The organism is Streptomyces sp. NPDC059456, assembly GCF_042750055.1.
In the GTDB taxonomy this organism is placed as follows: Bacteria; Actinomycetota; Actinomycetes; order Streptomycetales; family Streptomycetaceae; genus Streptomyces.
Genome location: NZ_JBHYVA010000009.1, coordinates 1 through 17,168, shown reverse-complemented (window position 1 = coordinate 17,168; position 17,168 = coordinate 1). Strand labels below are relative to the sequence as shown.

At 73.2% G+C, this 17,168-nt stretch carries 12 protein-coding genes and 1 pseudogene; 5 read left to right on the top strand and 8 right to left on the bottom strand.

Features of this window, described 5'->3' with window-relative positions; genetic code table 11:
- Positions 1 to 44: 44 nt before the first annotated feature.
- The 4 genes and pseudogenes from ACFXA3_RS02130 to rpsA all read right to left on the bottom strand — a co-directional run bounded on the left by ACFXA3_RS02130 (position 45) and on the right by rpsA (position 3,919).
- On the bottom strand, positions 45 to 452 hold the full coding sequence (locus ACFXA3_RS02130) for a tetratricopeptide repeat protein (RefSeq protein WP_385180617.1): 408 nt from the start codon (positions 450 to 452) through the stop codon (positions 45 to 47).
- Between the two features lie 171 nt (positions 453 to 623).
- Positions 624 to 1,217, bottom strand: a pseudogene (gene coaE, locus ACFXA3_RS02125) (dephospho-CoA kinase); the annotation flags it as partial.
- Between the two features lie 80 nt (positions 1,218 to 1,297).
- Entirely contained in the window at positions 1,298 to 2,236 is a 939-nt protein-coding gene (locus ACFXA3_RS02120; protein ID WP_385180660.1) for a PAC2 family protein, read from the bottom strand.
- Positions 2,237 to 2,410: 174 nt separating this feature from the next.
- Complete coding sequence (rpsA, locus tag ACFXA3_RS02115; RefSeq protein WP_030292147.1) at positions 2,411 to 3,919, bottom strand: 30S ribosomal protein S1; 1,509 nt, start codon at positions 3,917 to 3,919, stop codon at positions 2,411 to 2,413.
- A gap of 357 nt (positions 3,920 to 4,276) precedes the next feature.
- Between rpsA and ACFXA3_RS02110 the strand changes: the two genes are divergently transcribed.
- Positions 4,277 to 5,125: a class I SAM-dependent methyltransferase gene (locus tag ACFXA3_RS02110; RefSeq protein WP_385180614.1), complete on the top strand. Its 849-nt coding sequence runs from the start codon at positions 4,277 to 4,279 to the stop codon at positions 5,123 to 5,125.
- A 7-nt stretch (positions 5,126 to 5,132) separates the two neighbouring features.
- Positions 5,133 to 7,829: an ATP-dependent RNA helicase gene (locus ACFXA3_RS02105; protein ID WP_385180612.1), complete on the top strand. Its 2,697-nt coding sequence runs from the start codon at positions 5,133 to 5,135 to the stop codon at positions 7,827 to 7,829.
- Here the strand turns inward: ACFXA3_RS02105 and ACFXA3_RS02100 are convergent.
- From ACFXA3_RS02100 to ACFXA3_RS02090, 3 genes are all read right to left on the bottom strand, one after another.
- On the bottom strand, positions 7,819 to 8,799 hold the full coding sequence (locus ACFXA3_RS02100; RefSeq protein WP_385180610.1) for a DUF3068 domain-containing protein: 981 nt from the start codon (positions 8,797 to 8,799) through the stop codon (positions 7,819 to 7,821). The two genes, ACFXA3_RS02105 and ACFXA3_RS02100, sit on opposite strands and share 11 nt — an antisense overlap.
- A gap of 13 nt (positions 8,800 to 8,812) precedes the next feature.
- On the bottom strand, positions 8,813 to 8,953 hold the full coding sequence (locus ACFXA3_RS02095; RefSeq protein ID WP_385180608.1) for an SPW_0924 family protein: 141 nt from the start codon (positions 8,951 to 8,953) through the stop codon (positions 8,813 to 8,815).
- Between the two features lie 101 nt (positions 8,954 to 9,054).
- Entirely contained in the window at positions 9,055 to 10,272 is a 1,218-nt protein-coding gene (locus ACFXA3_RS02090) for a lytic transglycosylase domain-containing protein (RefSeq protein ID WP_385180606.1), read from the bottom strand.
- Between the two features lie 163 nt (positions 10,273 to 10,435).
- Here ACFXA3_RS02090 and ACFXA3_RS02085 point away from each other — a divergent pair, with 163 nt between their 5' ends.
- Positions 10,436 to 11,308, top strand: coding sequence for a DUF4184 family protein (locus tag ACFXA3_RS02085; protein ID WP_385180603.1), 873 nt, complete (start codon positions 10,436 to 10,438; stop codon positions 11,306 to 11,308).
- Between the two features lie 39 nt (positions 11,309 to 11,347).
- Here ACFXA3_RS02085 and polA read toward each other — a convergent pair whose 3' ends face one another.
- Entirely contained in the window at positions 11,348 to 14,068 is a 2,721-nt protein-coding gene (gene polA / locus ACFXA3_RS02080) for a DNA polymerase I (protein WP_385180600.1), read from the bottom strand.
- Positions 14,069 to 14,268: 200 nt separating this feature from the next.
- Here polA and ACFXA3_RS02075 point away from each other — a divergent pair, with 200 nt between their 5' ends.
- The gene (locus ACFXA3_RS02075) at positions 14,269 to 16,539 is read left to right on the top strand and encodes an FdhF/YdeP family oxidoreductase (RefSeq protein ID WP_385180597.1); all 2,271 of its coding nucleotides are present in this window, start codon (positions 14,269 to 14,271) and stop codon (positions 16,537 to 16,539) included.
- A gap of 54 nt (positions 16,540 to 16,593) precedes the next feature.
- Positions 16,594 to 17,064, top strand: a complete 471-nt coding sequence (locus tag ACFXA3_RS02070; RefSeq protein ID WP_385180594.1) for a PaaI family thioesterase — start codon at positions 16,594 to 16,596, stop codon at positions 17,062 to 17,064.
- Positions 17,065 to 17,168: the final 104 nt, after the last annotated feature.

Below are 17,168 nucleotides of genomic sequence, written 5' to 3'. Positions count from 1 at the left end.
CGATCGTCGGTGACACACCGGACGGGGACCGCGCCGGAGGCGGCCTACTCCTCGAAGCGGGCCGCCGCCAGGTAGTCGGGCCGCGGGTCGAGGGCGGCCGCCAGGCGGAAGTGCTTGCGCGCCTGCTCGGGCCGGCCGGAGCGCTCGTGGGTGCGGGCCAGCGCGAAGTGCGCGAAGGCGTTGTCCGGCTCCCGCTCCAGCACCAGCTCGAACTCCAGCTCCGCCGGACGCAGTTGGGCGGCGGCGAAGAAGGCGCGGGCCCGCAGCAGCCGGGCCGCCGTGTTCTCCGGGTGCGCCGCGATGACCGAGTCGAGCAGCTTCACGGCGCCGCGCGGGTCCCGCGCGGCCAGCAGCTGTTCGGCGGCCCGGTAGTCGATGACGTGGGTTTCCGGGGACGAGCCGGACGGCGGGGACGGCTGCGCCGGTATGCGCGGCGGCGTGGTGTCGGACACGGTCTGATCCTTCCCTCTGCGGGCGCGTTCAACGCCCCGCACCCCGCCCGCTATTCCATGAGCACGTCAGGCCCCGGAAGCACCCGCGGCACCCGCGGCACCGGAAGCATCGGCGGCATCGACGTCACCGGAGGAATCGGCGGCACCGGCGACACCCGCCGCACCCGCGCCCGCCCCCCGCTCCCGGAGTTCCGCCCACACCGTGCGCACCTGCGGCTCCAGGGCCTCCAGCGGCCCGTCGTTGTCGATCACGAGGGTGGCCACCGCCAGCCGCTGCTCGCGCGTGGCCTGCGCGGCCATCCGGGCCCGCGCCTCGTCCTCGGCCATCCCGCGCAGCGCGGTGAGCCGGGCCAGCTGCGTCGCGGGCGCGGCGTCCACCACGACCACCAGGTCGTACAGCGGCGCCAGGCCGTTCTCCGCGAGCAGTGGTACGTCGTGCACGACGATCGCACCGGGCCCGGCGGCGGCCTCCAGCTCGGCCGACCGGGCGCCGACCAGCGGGTGCACGATGGCGTTGAGCGTCTGCAGTTTCGCCGGGTCGGCGAACACGATGGATCCGAGCTTCGGCCGGTCCAGCGTCCCCTCGGGGGTCAGCACGGACTCCCCGAACGCCGCGACGACGGCCGCGAGCCCGGGCGTCCCCGGTTCCACGACCTCCCGCGCGATGCGGTCGGCGTCCACGACGACCGCCCCGTACCCCGCCAGCAGTCGCGAGACCTCGCTCTTGCCGGCACCGATTCCGCCTGTCAGGCCCACCTTCAGCATGCCCAGCAGACTAGACCCCGCGTCCCGGCCCCCGTACGGCCCCCCACCCCGTGCCCCCTCGGGCACGGGCGGGCGGCCCGTCAGCCCTCGCCCTCGCGCTCCGCCAGGAACCGCTCGAACTCGCGGCCGATCTCGTCCGCGGACGGGATCTCCTGGGGCTCGGCGATCATGTTGCCGCGGGTTTCGGCGCCGGCCGCCGCGTCGTACTGGTGCTCCAGGCCCTGGACCAGGGCGACCAGCTCCTCGTCGCCCTCGCGGATCTGCCGGTCGATCTCCGTCTGGGTGCGGTGCGCCTCGGTGCGCAGCGTGTGCGCGACCGCCGGCAGGACGAGCCCGGTCGCCGCCGTGATGGCCTCCAGCACCGTCAGCGCGGCGTCCGGGTACGGGGAGCGCGCCACGTAGTGCGGGACGTGCGCGGCGACACCCAGTACGTCGTGTCCGGCCTGGCCGAGGCGGAACTCCACGAGGGACTCCGCGCTGCCCGGCACCTGGGCCTCGTCGAACGGGCTGCGGTGCCCGGGCATGAGGTCGGTCCGGTTGCCGTGCGGGGTGATCCCGACGGGCCGGGTGTGCGGGACGCCCATGGGGATGCCGTGGAAGTTGACGGAGAGCCGGACGCCGAGGCGTTCGACGATCTGCCGGACGGCGACGGCGAAGCGCTCCCACTCCACGTCCGGCTCGGGGCCGGAGAGCAGCAGGAACGGCGCGCCGGTCGCGTCCTGGACGAGGCGCACCTCCAGCCGGGGCTCTTCGAACTCGGTCCAGTGGTCGCGCTGGAACGTCAGCAGCGGGCGCCGGGCCCGGTAGTCGACGAGGCGGTCCGCATCGAACCGGGCCACGACCTGGTGGGGCAGCGTGTCGAGCAGCCGCTCGACGATCTGCTCCCCGGCCTCACCTGCGTCGATGTACCCCTCGAAGTGGTAGAGCATGACCAGCCCGGCCGAGTCCTGGGCGAGCGCCAGGTCCGCCACCGCCAGGCCCTTGGCGTCCCATTCGTACAACCCCTGTGGATCGAGCACCGTCACCACTCCTCCTCGCCGTCTTCTCTGCGGACAACGTCCAAGGGGGCTGCCCCATTCCCCAGTTGGCCCCATTCACAGGAACGCAACGCACGGGACGCAACAAGGCCCGCCCCCCTGAGGGGACGGGCCTTGTCTTCAGCTCAGCTCACACCGGGGTGTGATGCGCTGCGATCAGCTCTGGCCGCCGGCCAGCTTCTCGCGGAGCGCGGCCAGGGCCTCGTCGGAGGCCAGGGCGCCCGAGGTCTCGTCCGACTCCGAGGAGTAGGAACCACCCGAGATGCCCGCACCGGCGTTGCCACCGGCGGCCGGGGCGGCAGCGCCCTCGGCGGCAGCGGCCTCGTCGGCCTCGCGGCTCTTGATGACCTGCGCCTGGTGCTGCTCGAAGCGGACCTGCGCCTCGGCGTACTGGCGCTCCCACGTCTCGCGCTGGGTCTCGTAGCCCTCGAGCCAGTCGTTGGTCTCGGGGTCGAAGCCCTCGGGGTAGATGTAGTTGCCCTGGTCGTCGTAGGACGCGGCCATGCCGTACAGGGTCGGGTCGAACTCGACCGACGCCGGGTCGGCACCGAAGGACTCGTTGGCCTGCTTCAGCGACAGCGAGATCCGGCGACGCTCGAGGTCGATGTCGATGACCTTGACGAAGATCTCGTCGTTGACCTGGACGACCTGCTCCGGGATCTCCACGTGGCGCTCGGCCAGCTCGGAGATGTGGACCAGGCCCTCGATGCCCTCGTCCACGCGGACGAACGCACCGAACGGAACCAGCTTGGTGACCTTACCCGGGACGACCTGACCGATCTGGTGGGTCCGGGCGAACTGCTGCCACGGGTCCTCCTGCGTCGCCTTCAGCGACAGGGAGACACGCTCGCGGTCCATGTCGACGTCGAGGACCTCGACGGTGACTTCCTGGCCGACCTCGACAACCTCGGACGGGTGGTCGATGTGCTTCCAGGACAGCTCGGAGACGTGGACGAGACCGTCGACGCCACCCAGGTCCACGAAGGCACCGAAGTTGACGATCGAGGAAACGACGCCGGAGCGGACCTGACCCTTCTGCAGGGTGGTGAGGAACGTCTGGCGGACCTCGGACTGGGTCTGCTCGAGCCAGGCGCGGCGGGACAGGACCACGTTGTTGCGGTTCTTGTCCAGCTCGATGATCTTCGCCTCGAGCTCCTTGCCCACGTAGGGCTGGAGGTCGCGGACGCGGCGCATCTCGACGAGGGAGGCCGGCAGGAAGCCACGGAGGCCGATGTCGAGGATGAGACCACCCTTGACGACCTCGATGACGGTACCGGTGACGATGCCGTCTTCTTCCTTGATCTTCTCGATCGTGCCCCAGGCACGCTCGTACTGAGCGCGCTTCTTGGACAGGATCAGACGGCCTTCCTTGTCCTCCTTCTGGAGAACCAGGGCCTCGATCTCGTCGCCGACCTTGACGACCTCGTTCGGGTCGACGTCGTGCTTGATCGAGAGCTCACGGCTCGGGATCACGCCTTCGGTCTTGTAACCGATGTCGAGCAGGACCTCGTCCCGGTCGACCTTCACGATGACGCCGTCGACGATGTCGCCGTCGTTGAAGTACTTGATCGTCTCGTCGATCGCGGCGAGGAAGGCTTCCTCGTTACCGATGTCGTTGACCGCTACCTGCGGGGTGGTAGAGGTGGTCTCGGTGCTGCTCGTCATGTGGGAAAGGGCTCCGGTTACGGACAGAAAGTCGTAGGTACTGCTACGCCGGGAGCCCTTATCGGCATCTGCCGAAGAAGCCGGACAGCCAAGGAAGCCCAAACTCCGCCGTGAAGCGGACCGGGCCTCGAAAACCGAGGGGTCATCTACAGATGCAAGCGCAGCCTGCTAGGTCTGAGGAGCACAGGCTCGCAGCGCAACTTGTAGCATACGGGGGCAGCCGGACAGGGTCAATGCGCGAAGGCGCACACCCCGGGCGGATCACCGCATAACCGGCACAATTCGTGGGCGGGCGGGCGCGGATGGCCCCTTCCTGCCTCGTTCGAACTCTTTCCGCAGACTACGACGACAGGCCCCATGAACCAAGAGGACTACGCCCCCGAAGAAGCGTACGAAGCCGACGGCGACGCCGGCGAGGACGCCGAGGCCACCCGGCGTGACGCCGACGACGCGGAGAGCAGCCGCGCCAGCCGGGGCTGGTGGGACCGCAACGCCGACGAGTACCAGAGCGAACACGGAGCGTTCCTCGGCGACGACCGCTTCGTCTGGGGGCCGGAAGGCCTGGACGAGGCGGACGCCGCCCTGCTCGGCCCGGCGGACTCCCTGAAGGACAAGGACGTCCTGGAGATCGGCGCCGGAGCCGCCCAGTGCTCGCGCTGGCTGGCCGCCCGGGGCGCCCGCCCGGTGGCCCTGGACCTCTCCCACCGCCAGCTCCAGCACGCCCTGCGCATCGGTGACGGCGTCCCCCTCGTCGAGGCGGACGCGGGGAGGCTGCCGTTCCGCGACGCCTCCTTCGACCTGGCCTGTTCCGCGTACGGGGCCGTCCCCTTCGTCGCGGACCCCGTCAACGTCATGCGCGAGGTCCACCGCGTCCTGCGCCCCGGCGGCCGCTGGGTCTTCTCCGTCACCCATCCGGTCCGCTGGGCCTTCCCCGACGAGCCCGGCCCGGAGGGGCTGTCCGTCTCCGCCTCCTACTTCGACCGGACCCCGTACGTCGAACAGGACGAGCAGGGCCGCGCCGTCTACGTGGAGCACCACCGCACCCTCGGCGACCGGGTCCGCGACGTGGTCGCGGGCGGCTTCCGCCTGGTCGACCTGGTGGAACCGGAGTGGCCCGCGTGGAACACCCAGGAGTGGGGCGGCTGGTCCCCGCTGCGCGGCAACCTGATCCCCGGCACCGCGATCTTCGTCTGCGCGAGGGACTGAGACACCGGTGACCCGACAGCTCCGCCAGACCGACCTCGACGCCCTTCCCGTACGGGAGGTCCTGCCCGCACTGGTGTCCGCGCTGGACGCCCACGGCACGGCGGTGCTCTGCGCCCCGCCCGGCACCGGCAAGACCACGCTGGTGCCGCTGGTCCTGGCCGGGCTGGTGGGCGGCGGGCCCCGGCGCCGGGTCGTCGTCGCCGAGCCGCGGCGGATCGCCGCCCGGGCCGCGGCGCGCCGGATGGCCTGGCTGCTGGGCGAGGAGGTCGGCGGTTCGGTGGGCTTCACCGTGCGCGGCGAGCGGGTGGCCGGTCCGGACACGGTGGTGGAAGTGGTCACCACCGGTGTCCTGCTCCAGCGGCTCCAGCGGGACCAGGAGCTCGCCGGCGTCGACCTGGTGGTGCTGGACGAGTGCCACGAGCGGCACCTCGACGCCGACACGGTCGCCGCCTTCCTCCTGGACGTACGGGAGACCCTGCGCCCGGAGCTGCGGCTGGTCGCGGCCTCCGCGACGACGGACGCGGCCGGCTGGGCCCGGGTGCTCGGCGGCGCGCCGGTGGTGGAGGCCGCGGGGGTCTCGTACCCGGTGGAGACGGTCTGGTCCCCGCCGCCGCGGCCGGTGCGGCCGCCGCACGGGATGCGGGTGGATCCGGCGCAGCTGGCGCACGTGGCCTCGGTGGTGCGGCGGGCGCTGGCGGAACGCGGCGGCGACGTCCTGTGCTTCCTGCCCGGCGTCGGGGAGATCGCCCGGGTGGCGGGCCAGCTGGGCGGGGTGGACGCGGAGGTCCTCCAGATACACGGCCGGGCCCCGGCCGCGGCCCAGGACGCGGCGCTTTCCGTCGCACGGCACCGCAGGGTCATCCTTTCCACCGCCGTGGCGGAGTCCAGCCTGACCGTGCCGGGCGTACGGGTGGTCGTGGACTCGGGGCTGGCCCGCGAGCCGCGGGTGGACCACGCCCGGGGGCTGGGCGCGCTGGCGACCGTACGGGCGTCCCGCGCGGCCGGGCGCCAGCGGGCGGGCCGGGCCGGGCGTGAGGCGCCGGGGACGGTGTACCGCTGCTGGGCCGAGGCGGAGGACGCACGGCTGCCCTCCTTCCCCTCGCCCGAGATCCGGATCGCCGACCTGGCGCAGTTCGCGCTGCAGGCGGCCTGCTGGGGCGACCCGGACGCGTCGGGTCTGGCCCTGCTGGACCCGCCGCCGGCCGGGGCGATGGCCGCGGCGCGGGAAGTCCTGCTTGCGGTCGGTGCCGTGGACGGCGCGGGGCGGCCGACCCCGCGCGGGCTGCGCATGGCCCGGCTGGGTCTGCACCCGCGCCTGGCCCGGGCCCTGCTGGACGGTTCCGCCGCCCTGGGGGCCCGCCGGGCGGCGGAGCTGGTGGCCCTGCTGAGCGAGGAGCCGCCGCGGGAGTACGGCGACGACCTGGCCGGGGCCTGGCGGCGGGCCCGCGCGGGCGGCGACGGGTACGCGTCCCGCTGGCGGGCGGAGGCCCGGCGCCTGGAGCGCGCCGCGGCTGCCGCCGGGACCGGGACGCGGGGTGCCGCGGGCACTGCGCGTGGCTCTTCCCCCACCTCGCCCCTTCCCGGGACCGGGGCTTCGCCACCGCCCCCTCCGGGGGCTGCGCCCCGGGAGCCCCAGGCTTCGAACGGCGGCAGCCGGATTCCGGCCCCGCCGGCGTGTGAGGCGCGGGGCCCGGGGCGGAGCCCCGGCAGCGGCGCCGCACCCGACGACGTCGCCGCCGGGCGGATCGCCGCCCTGGCCTTCCCCGAGCGCGTGGCGAAGGCCAAGGGCGGCGGGGCGTTCCTGATGGCCTCCGGGACGGCCGCCGAGCCGGGGGAGGGCTCGCCGCTGCGCGGCGCGCCGTGGCTGGCGGTGGCCGTCGCCGACCGGGGGCCGCATTCCGCGTCCGCCCGGGTCCGGCTGGCCGCCGTCATCGACGAGGACACCGCCCGGTCCGCGGCCGCGCACCTGCTGGCCTCCGGCGAGGAGGTGCACTGGGAGGACGGGGACGTGGTGGCCCGGTCCGCGGAGCGCCTCGGGGCCGTCGAGCTGGCCGTGCGCCCGCTCAAGAACCCCGATCCGGACCTGGTCAGGGCCGCCCTCCTCGACGGTCTGCGCAGCGAGGGGCTCGGGCTGCTGCGCTGGTCCGCGGACGCGCGGGCGTTGCGGGCCCGGCTGGCCTTCCTGCACCGCACCCTCGGCGGCGGCTGGCCGGACGTGGCGGACGACGACGCCCTGCTGGAGCGTGCCGGTGACTGGCTGGAACCCGAGCTGTCGCGCGCCCGGCGCCGCGCCGATCTCGGGCGGATCGACGCCGGGCAGGCCCTGAACCGGCTGCTGCCCTGGGCGAGCGGGGAGGCCGTCCGCCTGGACGAGCTGGCCCCGGAGCGGATCGAGGTGCCCAGCGGTTCCCGGATCCGGGTGGACTACTCCGCGGAGCACGGGCAGCCGGTGCTCGCCGTGAAGCTCCAGGAGCTGTTCGGGCTGGCCGAGACCCCGCGGGTGGCCGGGGTGCCCGTCCTCGTCCACCTGCTGTCGCCGGCGGGGCGGCCCGCCGCCGTGACCGCCGACCTGGCCTCGTTCTGGCGGGGCGGCTACCGGGCCGTGCGCGCCGAGCTCCGCGGGCGCTACCCCAAGCACCCGTGGCCGGAGGATCCGGCGACCGCCGAACCCACCCGGCACACCAACGCCCGCCTCAGGCGCTGAGCCGCTCCGGGGCCCCGTCGTCGCGGCGGCCGCGGGCCTCCAGCCACAGGGCCAGCCCGAACAGCACGAACCCGCCGGCCGCCAGGCCGACCGGGGCGTACGTGTGCAGCGCGAGGACCTTCGTCCGGTTCGCCTTGACCAGGTCGACGGTGTGGTCGGCGTAGTCCGGACGCATCTTCACGTCTCCCGCGAAGACGGTGAGCCTGCCGTCGGGGGCACCGGCCGCGATGCCGCCGCGCATCTCCTGCTCGATGACCTGCTCGGCGTTGACGGGCGCCCCGGTCACCGGGTCGACCCAGAACATCGCCTTGACGCGGTACCAGAGGCTGGTGCCGGTGCTCTGCTCGAACGTCGCGGGGTCGATGCCCTCGATCGGCATCTTCTTCGGCAGGGAGACCTTCGTCCACGGCACGGTCTGCTCGTAGTAGTAGACGTCCATCCCCCGGTAGGTGCGCGGGCCGACGTAGTGGATCGGCGAGGAGGTGCGGGTCTGGGCGTCGAAGTAGAGGTAGTCGCGCGGTTCGGCGAAGAAGGGCCACTTGAACTCGATGCCCTCGCGCTTGACCGGGTCGCCGTCGACCATCTCGCCGGTGGCGTGCACCGGGGCCTGGGTGTGGGCGTCGAAGATGTAGCGCTCGGGGATCTGGGAGACCATCTTCCCGTCGGGGCCCATGATGTACGAGAGGGTGTCCCAGACGACGACGTCCTTGCCGGCGCTCGCCTCGATCTCCTTCGACGCCTCGACGTTGCCCTTCAGGGTCTGGACGATGGTGACCTTGTCGACCTTCTTCGGCTGCATGCCGGCGGTGTAGTCGAGGAGGGTCGCGTCCTTCGCCTCCAGCACCATCTCCTGGTACTGGTTCGGCGGGATCTTGGCGAGCCGGGGGTACGCGTACCAGCGCAGCAGCGGTGCGAGGGCTGCGCAGAACACCGCCAGGGCCAGCAGGACGAGGCTCGCTCTGCGTCGCATGTCCGGGCCTCCTCTACTGTCCGGGCGCGGCGGGCGCGGTGGTGAGCAGCGGCTTGGGCGAGGTCTTGCCTTCGGGCACCCCGAATGCCGTGACGGCGAACACGAGGGCCAGCGCGGCGGCCAGCCCGATGGCGGCGGCGACGAGAGCGCGCATGCCGGGCCTCCGGAATCTGATGGGGTGTCAGGGCGGAGGCACCGTAGCAACGCGGAGCCGAGATGAGAACCGTCGGACCGGGAGCACCCGCGGACGGTCGCCTACGGGGTGCGGGAGGGGCTCGGGGTCGGCTTCGGTGAGCCGGTGGACGCGGCGCTCGCCGTCGGGCTCGGCTTCGGCGACGGCGTCGCGCTCGGCTCGGGCACCGGGGTGGGCGTGGGGGTCGCCTTCGGGGTCGGCGTGGGGGTGGAGGTGGGGGTCGGCGTCGGTTTCGGGCTGGGTGTGGAAGTCGGGCTCGGGGTCGGCGTGGGCGTCGGCGTCGGGCTCGGCGCGGGGGTCGGGGTGGGGCTCGGCGCGGGAGTCGGCGTCGGCGTCGGCGTCGGGTTCTGACTCGGCGTCGGCGTCGGCTTCGGCGCCGGAGCCGGGATGCCGGGGGCGTCGGGGATTTCGCGGGTGCCGTTCAGGTAGTACGTGAACCAGGACTTCACCGTCCGGAGGTACTCCGCGGACTGGTTGTACGAGAGCACCGCACGGTCCAGGTCGGCCGGCACCCGCAGGTCCCGGGTCCCCGCGCACAGGTAGCGGCCGGCCGCGAGGGCCGCGTCGTACACGTTGTTCGGGTTGCGCCGGCCGTCACCGTCCGCGTCCTGGCCCCACGCCGCCCACGTGGACGGGATGAACTGCATCGGTCCGACCGCCCGGTCGTGGGCGGCGTCCCCGTCGTAGCGGCCGCCGTCCGTGTCCCGGATGTCCGCGAAGCCGTTGCCGTCGAGCACGGGGCCCAGGATCGGCCGGAGCGTGGTGCCCGCGGCATCCACGCGGCCGCCGTTCGCCTGCCCGGACTCGACCTTGCCGATCGCCGCGAGGAGCTGCCAGCGCAGTCCGCATCCGGGATCGCTCTCGCCCACCTTCCGTTCCGCCAGCCGGTACGCCGCCAGGACGGTGGCCGGGATGCCCTGCGCACCCTCCCTGCCGCCCATGGCCGCGGGCTCGTTGTGCGCCTCCCCCGCCGCCGGGACGTCCTGCGGTGCCGGGGCCGGCGGCTGCTCGGAGCCGGCCGGGGGCGGGAGTTCGGTGAGGTAGGCGGAGTCACCGCCGGATCCGGCCGGTGGGGACGGCGGCGCGCCGTGCACGCCCTGCGCGTTCTGCGCCGTGCCCTCGCCGGCCGCCGACAGCCGTTCCCCCGGCGGGGCTTGGGAGGCCGTCACCGCGGCGACCACGGCCGCGCAGACCAGGGCGGCGGATCCGCCCCTGCGCAGCCCCCGGCCGAAGCCGGCCGTGAACCGTTGCGACGGCAGTGCCGTCCTACGAACCGACATGGGTCGGCCCCCTCCCCCTCGACGTCGGCGAGAACCTACGTCAACTCCCTTCACACCGCACCGATCAGCGCCCGGATTTCACGACTTCCGCACGCCCCGTGCAGGTCACGCATACTGTCCGGACCGTTCGGGGCGCATTGGCCCGAAGTAAGGAAGAGATGTCATGCCGTTCACCCTCAGCCATGCGGCGGCCGTGCTGCCGGCCGTCCGCCGGGCGGGCCGGGCCCGCGGGCCGCTGGTCGCGTCGGCGCTCGTCCTCGGATCGTTCGCGCCCGACACGTTCTACTTCGGGGACGCCGTCGTCTCCGGCGTCATGCGGTACGGCGCTTTCACGCATTCGCTGCCCGGGGTGTTCACCGCGGACGCCGTGCTGACCGCCGTGCTCGCGGCGTGCTGGCTGCTGCTGCGCGAGCCGCTGATCGCGCTCCTGCCGCGCCGCCGCCAGGGCCGCGTCCACGCCTTCCTGCGCGGCGAGGACTGGCAGAACCCGCAGGGCGGCGGCCGGCGCCCCGCCGCGCTCGCGCTCTGGTTCTACCTCTCCGCCGTCGCCGGCTCGCTCACGCACGTGGTGTGGGACAGCTTCACGCACCTGGACCGGTGGGGCACCAACGCCCTGCCCGCCCTCGGCGAGCCGCTCGCCTACGGCCTTCCCCTGTACTCGTACCTGCAGTACGGGACGTCCGCCGTCGCGGCCTGCGTCCTGCTGTGGTTCACGGCGACCGCCGTGCGCCGGCTGCCCGACCGGCCCGCCCCCGCGTCGGTACCGGTCCTGGGCCGGGCACAACTGCTGGGCGGGGCCGCCCTGGTCACCGGGTGCGTGGCGATCGGGGTGACCATGCGGGTGCTGCGCTTCTTCACGTTCTACGACCGGATCCGCACCCCGCTCGACATCATCCCGACGGTCTGCTTCGGCGCGGGCGGCGGCCTCGCCGTGGGCCTGCTGCTGTACGGGACCCTCGTACGGCTCGTGCACCGGCGCGCGGGCGCCCGTACGGACACCGGAGAGGAAACGCGGACGCCCGTCCCCACCGCGTAGCGGGGACGGGCGCGGTACGGGCCGCACGGCGGCCGTGCCTCAGTGCGCGGCGGACTCCCAGTCGGCGCCGACGCCCACCGACACGTCCAGCGGGGCGCGGAGCTCGACGGCGGCGCCCATCTCGCGGCGCACCAGCTCCTCGACCTGCTGCCGCTCGCCCGGGGCGATCTCGAGCACGATTTCGTCGTGGACCTGGAGCAGCATCCGCGACTTCAGCCCGGCCTCGGTGACGGCCTTGTCCACGCGCAGCATGGCGACCTTGACGATGTCGGCGGCGGTGCCCTGGATGGGGGCGTTCAGCGCCATCCGCTCGGCGGCCTCACGGCGCATCCGGTTGTCGCTGTTGAGGTCGGGCAGGTACCGGCGGCGCCCGAAGATCGTCGCCGTGTAGCCGGTGGCCCGGGCCTCGTCGACGACGCGGCCCAGGTAGTCCCGGACCCCGCCGAACCGCTCGAAGAAGGTGTCCATCAGGCCGCGCGCCTCGGCGGGCTCGATGTTCAGCTGCTGCGAGAGGCCGAACGCGGACAGCCCGTAGGCGAGCCCGTACGACATCGCCTTGATCTTGCGCCGCATCTCGGCGTCGACCGCGGAGCGCTCCACGCCGAACACCTGGGAGGCGACGGTGGTGTGCAGGTCCTCCCCGGACAGGAAGGCCTCGATCAGCCCCTCGTCCTCGGACAGGTGCGCCATGACGCGCAGCTCGATCTGGCTGTAGTCGGCGGTCATGAGGGATTCGAAGCCCTCGCCGACGACGAAGCCGCGGCGGATGGCCCGGCCCTCGTCGGTGCGCACCGGCACGTTCTGCAGGTTCGGGTCGGTGGAGGACAGCCGCCCGGTCGCGGCGACGGTCTGGCTGAAGCTGGTGTGCACCCGGCCGTCGGCGGCGATCGTCTTGACGAGGCCCTCGACGGTGACGCGCAGCTTGGCCTGTTCCCGGTGCCGCAGCATGATCACCGGCAGTTCGTGGTCGGTCTGCGTGGCCAGCCAGGCCAGCGCGTCGGCGTCCGTGGTGTAGCCGGTCTTGGTCTTCTTCGTCTTCGGCAGGTCCAGCTCGCCGAAGAAGACCTCCTGGAGCTGCTTGGGCGAGCCGAGGTTGAACTCGTGCCCGACCGCGGCGTGCGCCTCCTTCACCGCCTGCTGCACGGCCCCGGCGAACTGCTGCTCCATGGCCTCCAGGTGGTCGCGGTCGGCGGCGATGCCGGCCCGCTCCATCCGGGCCAGCAGCTGCGAGGTCGGCAGCTCCATGTCGTGCAGCAGCTCGGCGGCGCCGACCTCGGCGAGCTTGCCGGTGAACGCGTCACCGAGGTCCAGGACGGCGCGGGCCTGCGCCATCAGGGCCTCCGCCTCGGCGGTCTCGTCCGCGCCGAACGCCAGCTGGCCGTCGGCGGCGGCGGGCAGCAGCTCGCGGTGCAGGTACTCGTTGGACAGCACGTCCAGCGCGAAGGACCGGCGGCCCGGCTTGACCAGGTACGCGGCGAGTGCGGTGTCCATGGTGACGCCGGCCAGGGTCCAGCCGTGCTCGGGGAAGACCCGCATCAGGCCCTTGGCGTTGTGCACCACCTTGGGCTTCGCCGCGTCGGCGGCCCACGCCGCGAACGCCTGCTCGTCGGCCTCGTCCAGCCCGGACGGCTCGAACCAGGCGGCGGCCCCGCCGGCCGCGGCCAGCGCGATCTCGCTCACATTGCCCTGGCCGAGCGCCCAGCTGTCCACGGTGGAGATGCCGAGCGGCCCGCCCGCGTGGCTCGCCAGCCACGGCGCCAGCTCGCCCGCGCCCAGCACGCTCGCGTCCAGCTCCACCTCGGCGGCCGGAGCGGGCGCCTCTTCCTCGGCGGCGCCCGGGTCCACCGCCAGCAGCCGCTCGCGCAGCGACGCGTTGCGGATCTCCAGCACGTCCAGCACACCGGTCACGGCGGACCGGTCGTAGGGGGCGCGGGCCAGGTCGGCGGGGGTCCTGGGCAGCTCGACGTCCTTGACCATCTCGGTCAGGACCCGGTTGAGCTTCACGGCGTCCAGGTGGTCCCGGAAGTTCTGCCCGGCCTTGCCCTTGACCTCCTCGGCGCGCTCGACGAGCTCCGCGAACGACCCGAACTGGGTGATCCACTTCGCGGCGGTCTTCTCCCCGACGCCCGGGATGCCCGGCAGGTTGTCCGACGGGTCGCCGCGCAGCGCCGCGAAGTCCGGGTACTGCTGCGGGGTGAGCCCGTACTTCTCCTCGACCTTCTCCGGCGTGAAGCGGGTCAGCTCGGAGACGCCCTTGGTCGGGTACAGCACCGTGGTGTGCTCGGACACCAGCTGGAAGGAGTCCCGGTCGCCGGTGACGATCAGCACCTCGAACCCGAGGGCCTCCGCCTGCGTCGCCAGCGTGGCGATCACGTCGTCGGCCTCGAAGCCGTCGACCGCGAACCGCGGCACGTTCATCGCGTCCAGGAGCTCGCCGATCAGCTCGACCTGCCCCTTGAACTCGTCGGGGGTCTTGGACCGGTTCGCCTTGTACTCGGGGAACTCCGTCGAGCGCCACGTCTTGCGCGAGACGTCGAACGCCACCGCGAAGTGCGTGGGCGCCTCGTCGCGCAGCGTGTTCGCCAGCATCGACGCGAAGCCGTAGATGGCGTTCGTCGGCTGGCCGGTCGCGGTCGTGAAGTTCTCCGCGGGCAGCGCGAAGAACGCCCGGTACGCCAGGGAGTGCCCGTCCATGAGCATCAGGCGGGGGCGGCCCGCTGCGGTCGTCTGGTCGGTCTTCTTCGATGCGTTCTCTGCCACGCCCCCGATCCTAGGCGGCCCCACCGACAATTCAGGCCCGCCGCCTCCCCCGGCGCACCCGCCCCACCGGACGCCCCCGGCGCACCTGCCCGGAGCACGGCGAGCACCGGACCGCCCTCCCGGGTTCCCGTGGGTCGTGCAAGGATCGGCGGACGCGGCCGCAGGTGCTGCGCACGTACGTACGCTCGAAGGGGAGCGCGATGGCGACCAAGCCGCCCACAGGCGATCCGATACAGGACGCGCCGCAGGTCACACCGCCCAAGCACGCGGCCGCCGGACTACCGGCGATCGGGCACACCCTGCGGATCGCGCAGCAGCAGATGGGCGTCGCCCGCACCGCACGCACCCTCCTCAAGGTCAACCAGAAGAGCGGCTTCGACTGCCCGGGCTGCGCCTGGCCCGAAGGCGACAAACGCCACACCGCCGAGTTCTGCGAGAACGGCGCCAAGGCCGTCGCCGAGGAGGCCACGCTGCGCCGGGTCACCCCGGACTTCTTCGCGGAGCACTCCCTGGCCGACCTCGCCGGCCGCTCCGGCTACTGGCTGGGCCAGCAGGGCCGCATCACCGAGCCGATGTACCTGGCGGAGGGCGCCGACCACTACCAGGCCGTCCCCTGGGAGCGCGCCTTCGAGATCATCGCGGAGGAGCTGACCGCCCTCGGCTCCCCCGACGAGGCCCTCTTCTACACCTCGGGCCGCACCAGCAACGAGGCCGCGTTCCTCTTCCAGCTGTTCGCCCGCGAGTTCGGCACCAACAACCTGCCCGACTGCTCCAACATGTGCCACGAGTCCTCGGGCTCCGCCCTGAACGAGACCATCGGCATCGGCAAGGGCAGCGTCAGCCTCGAAGACCTCCACCAGGCCGACCTGATCATCGTCGCCGGCCAGAACCCCGGCACCAACCACCCCCGCATGCTCTCCGCCCTGGAACAGGCCAAGACGGCCGGCGCGAAGATCATCTCGGTGAACCCGCTGCCCGAGGCCGGCCTCGAACGGTTCAAGAACCCCCAGACGCCCCTCGGCATGTTCAAGGGCACCGCCCTCACCGACCTCTTCCTCCAGATCCGCATCGGCGGCGACCAGGCCCTCTTCCGTCTCCTCAACAAGCTCGTCATCGCGACCGAAGGCGCCACCGACCAGGCCTTCATCCGCGAGCACACCCACGGGTACGAGGACCTCGTCGCCGCCGCCAAGGACACCGACTGGGACGAGACCCTCACCGCCACCGGCCTCACCCGCCCCGAGATCGAGCAGGCCCTGGCCATGGTCCTCGCCTCGGAGCGCACCATCGTCTGCTGGGCCATGGGCCTCACCCAGCACAAGCACGCCGTCGCCACCATCCGCGAGGTCGTCAACCTCCTCCTGCTGCGCGGCAACATCGGCCGCCCCGGCGCCGGCGTCTGCCCCGTCCGCGGCCACTCCAACGTCCAGGGCGACCGCACCATGGGCATCTTCGAACGCCCCGCACCCGCCTTCCTCGACGCCCTCGACCGCGAATTCGGGATCACCTCGCCGCGCGCCCACGGCTACGACGTCGTCCGCTCCATCGAGGCCCTGCGCGACGGCAAGGCCAAGGTCCTCTTCGCGATGGGCGGCAACTTCGTCGGCGCCACCCCCGACACCGACGTCACCGAGGCCGCGATCCGCCGCGCCTCCCTGACCGTCCACGTCTCCACCAAGCTCAACCGCTCCCACGCGGTCACCGGCCGGCGCGCCCTGATCCTGCCCACCCTCGGCCGCACCGACAAGGACGTCCAGGCCTCCGGCAAGCAGTTCGTCACCGTCGAGGACTCCATGGGCATGGTCCACGCCTCCCGCGGCAACCTCGCCCCCGCCTCCCCGCACCTGCTCTCCGAGCCCGCGATCGTCGCCCGCATGGCCCGCGCCGTCCTCGGCCCCGCCTCCGCCACCCCGTGGGAGGCCTTCGAGCAGGACTACCGCGCCATCCGCGACCGGATCTCCCGCGTGATCCCCGGCTTCGAGGACTTCAACGCCCGCGCCGCCCGCCCCGAGGGCTTCCGCCTCCCGCACGCCCCCCGCGACGAGCGCCGCTTCCCCACCAAGACCGGCAAGGCCAACTTCACGGGCGCGCCCGTGGAGTACCCGCGCGTCCCCGAAGGGCGGCTGCTCCTGCAGACCCTGCGCAGCCACGACCAGTACAACACCACCATCTACGGCCTCGACGACCGCTACCGCGGCATCACCGACGGCCGCCGCGTCGTCATGGTCCACCCCGAGGACGCCGCCGAGCTCGGCCTCGCCGACGGCGCGTACACCGACCTCGTCAGCGAGTGGCGCGACGGCGTGGAGCGCCGCGCGCCCGGCTTCCGCGTCGTGCACTACCCGACCGCCCGGGGCTGCGCGGCCGCCTACTACCCGGAGACGAACGTGCTGGTCCCGCTCGACTCCACCGCGGACACCAGCAACACCCCCGCGAGCAAGTCCGTCGTCGTGCGCTTCGAACCGGCCTGATAGAACGACTCCAGGACAAGATGGTTAACGATCGTTGACGAACGGAGCCCGGCCATGGGTGAGCAGCACGCTGTGAAGTTCCCGCAGGAGGTCCTCGACGAGTACGCGGCCCTGGGCATCGACCTGCCCGCGCTCTTCTCGGCCGGCGACCTCGGGCAGCGGATGGACATCCGCATCCTCGAAGCCTCGGCCGAGCGCGTCGTCGGCACCATGCCGGTCAAGGGCAACACCCAGCCGTACGGGCTCCTGCACGGCGGGGCCTCCGCCGTCCTGGCCGAGACCCTCGGCTCGGTCGGCGCGATGATGCACGGCGGCATCACCAAGGTCGCCGTCGGCGTCGACCTGAACTGCACCCACCACCGGGGCGTCCGCTCCGGCACGGTCACGGGCGTCGCCACCCCCGTGCACCGCGGCCGCTCCACCACCACCTTCGAGATCGTCATCAGCGACGAGGAGGGCCGCCGGGTGTGCAGCGCCCGGCTGACCTGCCTGCTGCGCGACGCGGACCCCGCCGCCGGGGCCTGAACCACCACCCTCCCCCGGACCCCGCCGGGCCCCGGCCCCCCCCCGCCGCCCGCGGCCGGGGCGGGGATGGCGGTCAGGGCGGCCAGTACGACGACGGCGGCTGC

Coding starts and splice junctions, on each gene's coding strand:
- rpsA (WP_030292147.1), bottom strand. CDS start 3,919: ATGACGAGCAGCACCGAGACCACCTCTACCACCCCGCAGGTAGCGGTC.
- ACFXA3_RS02110 (WP_385180614.1), top strand. CDS start 4,277: ATGAACCAAGAGGACTACGCCCCCGAAGAAGCGTACGAAGCCGACGGC.
- ACFXA3_RS02100 (WP_385180610.1), bottom strand. CDS start 8,799: ATGCGACGCAGAGCGAGCCTCGTCCTGCTGGCCCTGGCGGTGTTCTGC.
- ACFXA3_RS02095 (WP_385180608.1), bottom strand. CDS start 8,953: ATGCGCGCTCTCGTCGCCGCCGCCATCGGGCTGGCCGCCGCGCTGGCC.
- ACFXA3_RS02090 (WP_385180606.1), bottom strand. CDS start 10,272: ATGTCGGTTCGTAGGACGGCACTGCCGTCGCAACGGTTCACGGCCGGC.
- ACFXA3_RS02085 (WP_385180603.1), top strand. CDS start 10,436: ATGCCGTTCACCCTCAGCCATGCGGCGGCCGTGCTGCCGGCCGTCCGC.
- ACFXA3_RS02075 (WP_385180597.1), top strand. CDS start 14,269: ATGGCGACCAAGCCGCCCACAGGCGATCCGATACAGGACGCGCCGCAG.
- ACFXA3_RS02070 (WP_385180594.1), top strand. CDS start 16,594: ATGGGTGAGCAGCACGCTGTGAAGTTCCCGCAGGAGGTCCTCGACGAG.